This is a genomic window from Clostridium sp. 19966 (assembly GCF_032335695.1).
GTDB lineage: Bacteria > Bacillota > Clostridia > Clostridiales > Clostridiaceae > JACTOJ01.
Genome location: NZ_JACTOJ010000064.1, coordinates 1 through 4788 on the forward strand (window position 1 = coordinate 1; position 4788 = coordinate 4788).

4 protein-coding genes and 1 pseudogene are annotated in these 4788 nt (G+C 31.3%); 1 reads left to right on the top strand and 4 read right to left on the bottom strand.

What is annotated here, in order from left to right:
- Positions 1-346: 346 nt before the first annotated feature.
- The gene (locus tag IAI10_RS24310; RefSeq protein WP_315675901.1) at positions 347-1288 is read left to right on the top strand and encodes a GNAT family N-acetyltransferase; all 942 of its coding nucleotides are present in this window, start codon (positions 347-349) and stop codon (positions 1286-1288) included.
- Between the two features lie 37 nt (positions 1289-1325).
- On the opposite strand, the gene IAI10_RS24315 is transcribed toward IAI10_RS24310, so the two are convergent.
- From IAI10_RS24315 to IAI10_RS24330, 4 genes and pseudogenes are all read right to left on the bottom strand, one after another.
- Positions 1326-2042, bottom strand: a complete 717-nt coding sequence (locus IAI10_RS24315; RefSeq protein ID WP_315675902.1) for a 4Fe-4S binding protein — start codon at positions 2040-2042, stop codon at positions 1326-1328.
- A 79-nt stretch (positions 2043-2121) separates the two neighbouring features.
- Entirely contained in the window at positions 2122-2700 is a 579-nt protein-coding gene (locus tag IAI10_RS24320; RefSeq protein ID WP_315675903.1) for a flavodoxin family protein, read from the bottom strand.
- 24 nt (positions 2701-2724) lie between these two features.
- Positions 2725-3306: a TetR/AcrR family transcriptional regulator gene (locus tag IAI10_RS24325; RefSeq protein WP_315675904.1), complete on the bottom strand. Its 582-nt coding sequence runs from the start codon at positions 3304-3306 to the stop codon at positions 2725-2727.
- Positions 3307-3881: 575 nt separating this feature from the next.
- Positions 3882-4631 (bottom strand): annotated as a pseudogene (locus IAI10_RS24330) (AAA family ATPase); the annotation flags it as partial.
- Positions 4632-4788: the final 157 nt, after the last annotated feature.

The following is a 4788-nucleotide window of genomic DNA, read 5'->3' on the forward strand; positions in this document are numbered from 1 at the left end:
TATCCCCTATTAATGGTACTGATTGGAGCTATTATTGAGGCTATTTTGCTAAGCTATGTTAGCAAACAAGACGATATTAATATATCCACTTAATGAATATCAATAGTGTTGCATACTGAAAAAATCAAAAATAGTAGCACTACATAATTAGTTATCTACTATTTTTGAAATAAGCGTATATTATGACAGTTTTATTTATGACAAATCCTTTTTACATTAGCCATACCTGATTGATAGTCAAATATGTAATAAACTATGTAGAAATGTTTCTTACATATTCAAGCATATGACAATATGCTAAGATAAATTTACATAAAAAATAGATGTACATAAAGGGGATTTTTAAATGAAAAACATTCAGAAATGGGAAGATGGAAAAGAACAATATATTCTAAATAATGGACTTATGCTTGTTAGAGCTGATGTAGGCGAGTTTGGAATACATTATGCCATATATGTAGATAGGGATGAAGATTTCAAATATAATTGGATCAAAATATCACAAGATCCATATTACGATGAAAATGCATTTTGGATTTTCAAGGATAATAAAAGAGTTGGCGGAGTAGTTATAGAACCAAATTATTCATCACATTTTTTTGTAGAATCACCATACGTATTAGACAAGTTTTCCATAATCAGCGAATTAAATAAAGCCTTAATGCAATGGTCTGATAAGAATAAAAGTATCTATTTATACCTTATAGATTCAAAGGATGTTGAAGTTTATAATAGGCTTGGATATAGAAAAAGGTTTATCAGAAGAACCATGATTCGTCCAACGGAGATATTTGAAGATATTCAGTGGAGGGAAGACTTAGTTATTAAAGCCCCTGCAATTGAGGATGCAGGCGAGATTGGAAAGGCGCTACATAAAGCATATAAAGGCGGCATCCAATATGAAGAATTTTGTAATAATACTGAAGAAGATGAAATAGAAAACACTAAGATGTTTTTAGAAAGGTATATAGCTACCAATAGTTTACATGCTTCTACCTTAGTTTATGATAAAAACACTGTTGAATTAGTAGCAGTATGTTTAGCAGGAAAAAATAAGGAGGATGACTACGAATTCTCTAAAATTAATGAGGTAGCAGTGATACCAGCTTACAGAAGACAAGGGATTGCCGAGAACCTTATAAAGAGAACATTAACTATTTTAAAAGACATATCCCCAGCAACAAAGTTAGATGTATCAGTTGGTAATGCTGCTGAAGGATTATATTATAAAATGGGCTTTTTCCCTGGAGTACAGATGGTTGCCATGCATAAGAAATTTCAATGGTAACTCTTAACCGCTAACTGCTCTTATCCTCTAGTTAATCCTACAATGAAGTTTTCTTAGCATGCCTTTTTGCAATAGCAATAGCCTCTCTCCAAGAATGCTGTATAACAATTGCTTGGGAAGGGCATTGCTCTTTACAAATGCTGCAGTGAATGCAATCTTCCTGATTTCTTACAATCGGCTTGCCATTCTCAATATCAAATACATTCATGGGGCAACTTGTTTTACATTTATTACATCCGATACAGTCCTCATAGTGTATTTCAATATTTTTTCCATTCTCTAAAACATCTCTAGCCTTGCAATACTCTGGCAATATAACCCTAATAAACCTTCTAGCCCTCTTTTGATCTCCTTCATTGGGTTTTCCCTTATTGCCACCACCAACAATAATATATGGGCCTGTACAATCATAACCTCTACAAGAAAACTCACCTATAACATGAACACCCTTATTTGATAAAGCAGCTTTAAGCCTTTCATGATATTTCCCTAAAAAAGGTCTTCCGTGAGTAGAGACTATAAATGCCTTCTGTGTATTTTTCATTTTTTCTACAACATCAAAAAGTTTTGGGTGATGAGAAGTGAAATAAATTCCTGAAGCAAGTCCAATTACTTTATATTGTTGCATATCTTCCGATAGTGCTCTTTCGCTAGTCATAACCTTGCAATTTAGTTTCTTAGCCATGGCAATAGCTAATTTACGTGTATTTCCATGGTATATTGACTCACATATAATTAAAACCTCTTCGTTCATATCTGCCTCCTAATAAAATATTATTTATGTTCTGAATCTTATACTGCGATACCTTTATTAAAAATATTCCACAAAATTTCTATAACCTATCCGATATCTTCTTTGCTTTATTAAATACAGCTTTTGAAACACACTTTTTTCCCCAAGTATTGGTGATCGTAATAACTCCTTTTTTCTTCATACCTGATGTCTTGAAAAATTCATTCATTGCACTGATTGCCCCTTGGCTTTGTTTACATAGAAAAGAAAAAGGAAACGGCGTGTTGCAGGCTGTAATTAAAACATATCCTTGATTTTGTGAACAAAGTGGCCTTGGAAATCTTCCTTTTACATCTTCCATAGTATAAGAAACCATTCTATCAAATAGATTTTTTACTATAGCAGGCACATTTGCCCAATAAGTTGGTGCACCTAATATTACTACATCGCTTGAAACTATTTTTTTTGCTATATCATTTAAATCGTCATCTATTACACAGTGACCTTTTCTTCTACATAGCATGCACCCATTACAAAACTTAATATTATAGTCATATAAATTTATAATAGAAGTGGAATAACCTTTTAACTTACAATTCTCTAAAATGGAATATAAAGTCTCAGCAACCTTTCCATTTCTCCGAGGACTACCCAGTATACCAATAACTCTTTTTTTCAATAGCAGTTCACCTTCTTTAACATTCTAATTCCGAATAATATTTTTAATGGTTGTTTCCCAATCCTTGTTATAATTGACCCCCTTCATAGTGGCAATTGAGGCTAAGCCATGCACCGTTGCCCATAAGGATATTATCTTTTCTTCCATTTTTTCTTTTGACATTCCACTTTCTTTAAATACATTAAAAACAGTTCTCTTTAAAATCTCAAAAGGAGGATAACTGTCAATTTCATTCTCGCCTATTGAAATATTTATTTCCATACAAGGCTGAGAAAATAAAAAATGAAAATACTGAGGATTATTAATAAAAAACATCACATACCTTATTCCCATTTCACATATAGCTCTCTCATCATTTTTATTAGGATACAAGTGGGTTACTTCTTCAAGCGATTTCACAAATTTATTTGTAACATGTTCCTGCATGGCCCTTAGCAAATCCTCCTTATCCTTAAAATGACTATACGGAGCAGCTTGACTTACTCCACATAGCTTAGAAACCTTTCGTAAAGAAAATTGTTTTTCTCCTTCCGTATTAATTAATTCAATACCAGCCTCAATTAACGAATTTCTTAAATCTCCATGATGATATGGTTTATGCTCCATTCTTTCACTCCTCGAATCTTAACGCTGTCAAGATATGCTATATATTATCAGATTAGTTTTAAAACATAATCTTTTTATTTATAAATTGATAGTGAAAATTAATTTTCTTGGTCTTCACATAGAACTTGATGGCAAAGAGAAAAAGCACCCATCCCACAAAGAATAGTGCTTCACTCTTAATTAAATCATTATTTAATTAATCCAATAGCCCTAAAACAAAATAAATGTCCTAAGACTCAGCTTAGTGTTACCAGCACTAAGCTTTTCTTGTTTATATTATATCAAATTTTTATAAAAAATAAACCTGTATAATTTTTTGTTTAAAAATTTTAATTGCTATAATTTTCTTGCTTTGATTACAAATGTTACAGGAAGTATTTTGGCTTTTATAGCATAATCACTATCCTTATATAATTGAATAATATCATAGTCACATTCTTCAAACATTTCATCAATGACAAATTCTGCTTTTGTTAATGCATTGATATACGTTAGTTTGCGATCCGATAAAAAATATGAGGCTTCCTTATAAATTAGTGCTACATTTCTTCGATTTTACAATTGTGTACTTTCTGTTTTGAAACGTAACCGAAGGATTTATCTTTTAATGCCTTTTCAAATTCCTTCATAAGCTCTTTATTAGGAATCCTCAAATATCCATCATGATAGGACAAAAATCCAAGTACTATCATAGCTGAATATATTTCTTCTTTTGTCCTTGGAGTACCTTGTCCTGCTCTAAATTCCTCGTCAATTATAATATCAATTTCCTGACCTGATACCATTTCTATAACATCGTCCCTGATTTCTAGAGTATTGTACTTAAGATACTCCGCTACTTCATCCATAGCACCAGTATTTGTCCAGTAGCTTTCACAATAATTATTTTGAAGTGCTTTTACTACCGACCTTGGATTATATACTTTAACACCTTTTGCAGTTAAATAACCATTATACCAGCTTTCTAATTCTTTAAAACTAATATTTCTATTTTTATCACAAAGCTTCATAACTTCATCTTCTGTAAATCCAAAATACTCATCAAATGTTCTATCTTTTAAAAATGTAAACTCATCAAACATATTAAGGGCCGAGCCACTGGAGTATTTCTTTATTGGAAGAACTCCTGTCATATAGGCTAAAGCCACATAGGGCTGATCCTTTAAAAGATTTCTTAAAAACTCTAAGAAATCATTCTGATTTTCTATAAAAAGATTATTGTTAAAAATATAATCCCACTCGTCTAAAACAAAAATAAATTTCTCTTCAGATTTTTCAAAAACTCTCTTAAGACTATCGCTATCATATATATTTTTTATATCAAAATAGTCTATTAGCTCTTTTTTTAATTCATTTATTATATTATTTGGTTATGTTTTAAAAGGATGTTGATAAAGGCGTTTTTCGTCTAGCATGGTTTCTTTCAGAACCCATGTAAGTAACTCTAAGGGCCGCTTTGTTATAATTGGCTACCAATTTTAT

What these genes read in the sequence shown, in the direction of transcription:
- IAI10_RS24310 (WP_315675901.1), top strand. Translation starts at nt 347, where the DNA reads ATGAAAAACATTCAGAAATGGGAAGATGGAAAAGAACAATATATTCTA.
- IAI10_RS24315 (WP_315675902.1), bottom strand. Translation starts at nt 2,042, where the DNA reads ATGAACGAAGAGGTTTTAATTATATGTGAGTCAATATACCATGGAAAT.
- IAI10_RS24325 (WP_315675904.1), bottom strand. Translation starts at nt 3,306, where the DNA reads ATGGAGCATAAACCATATCATCATGGAGATTTAAGAAATTCGTTAATT.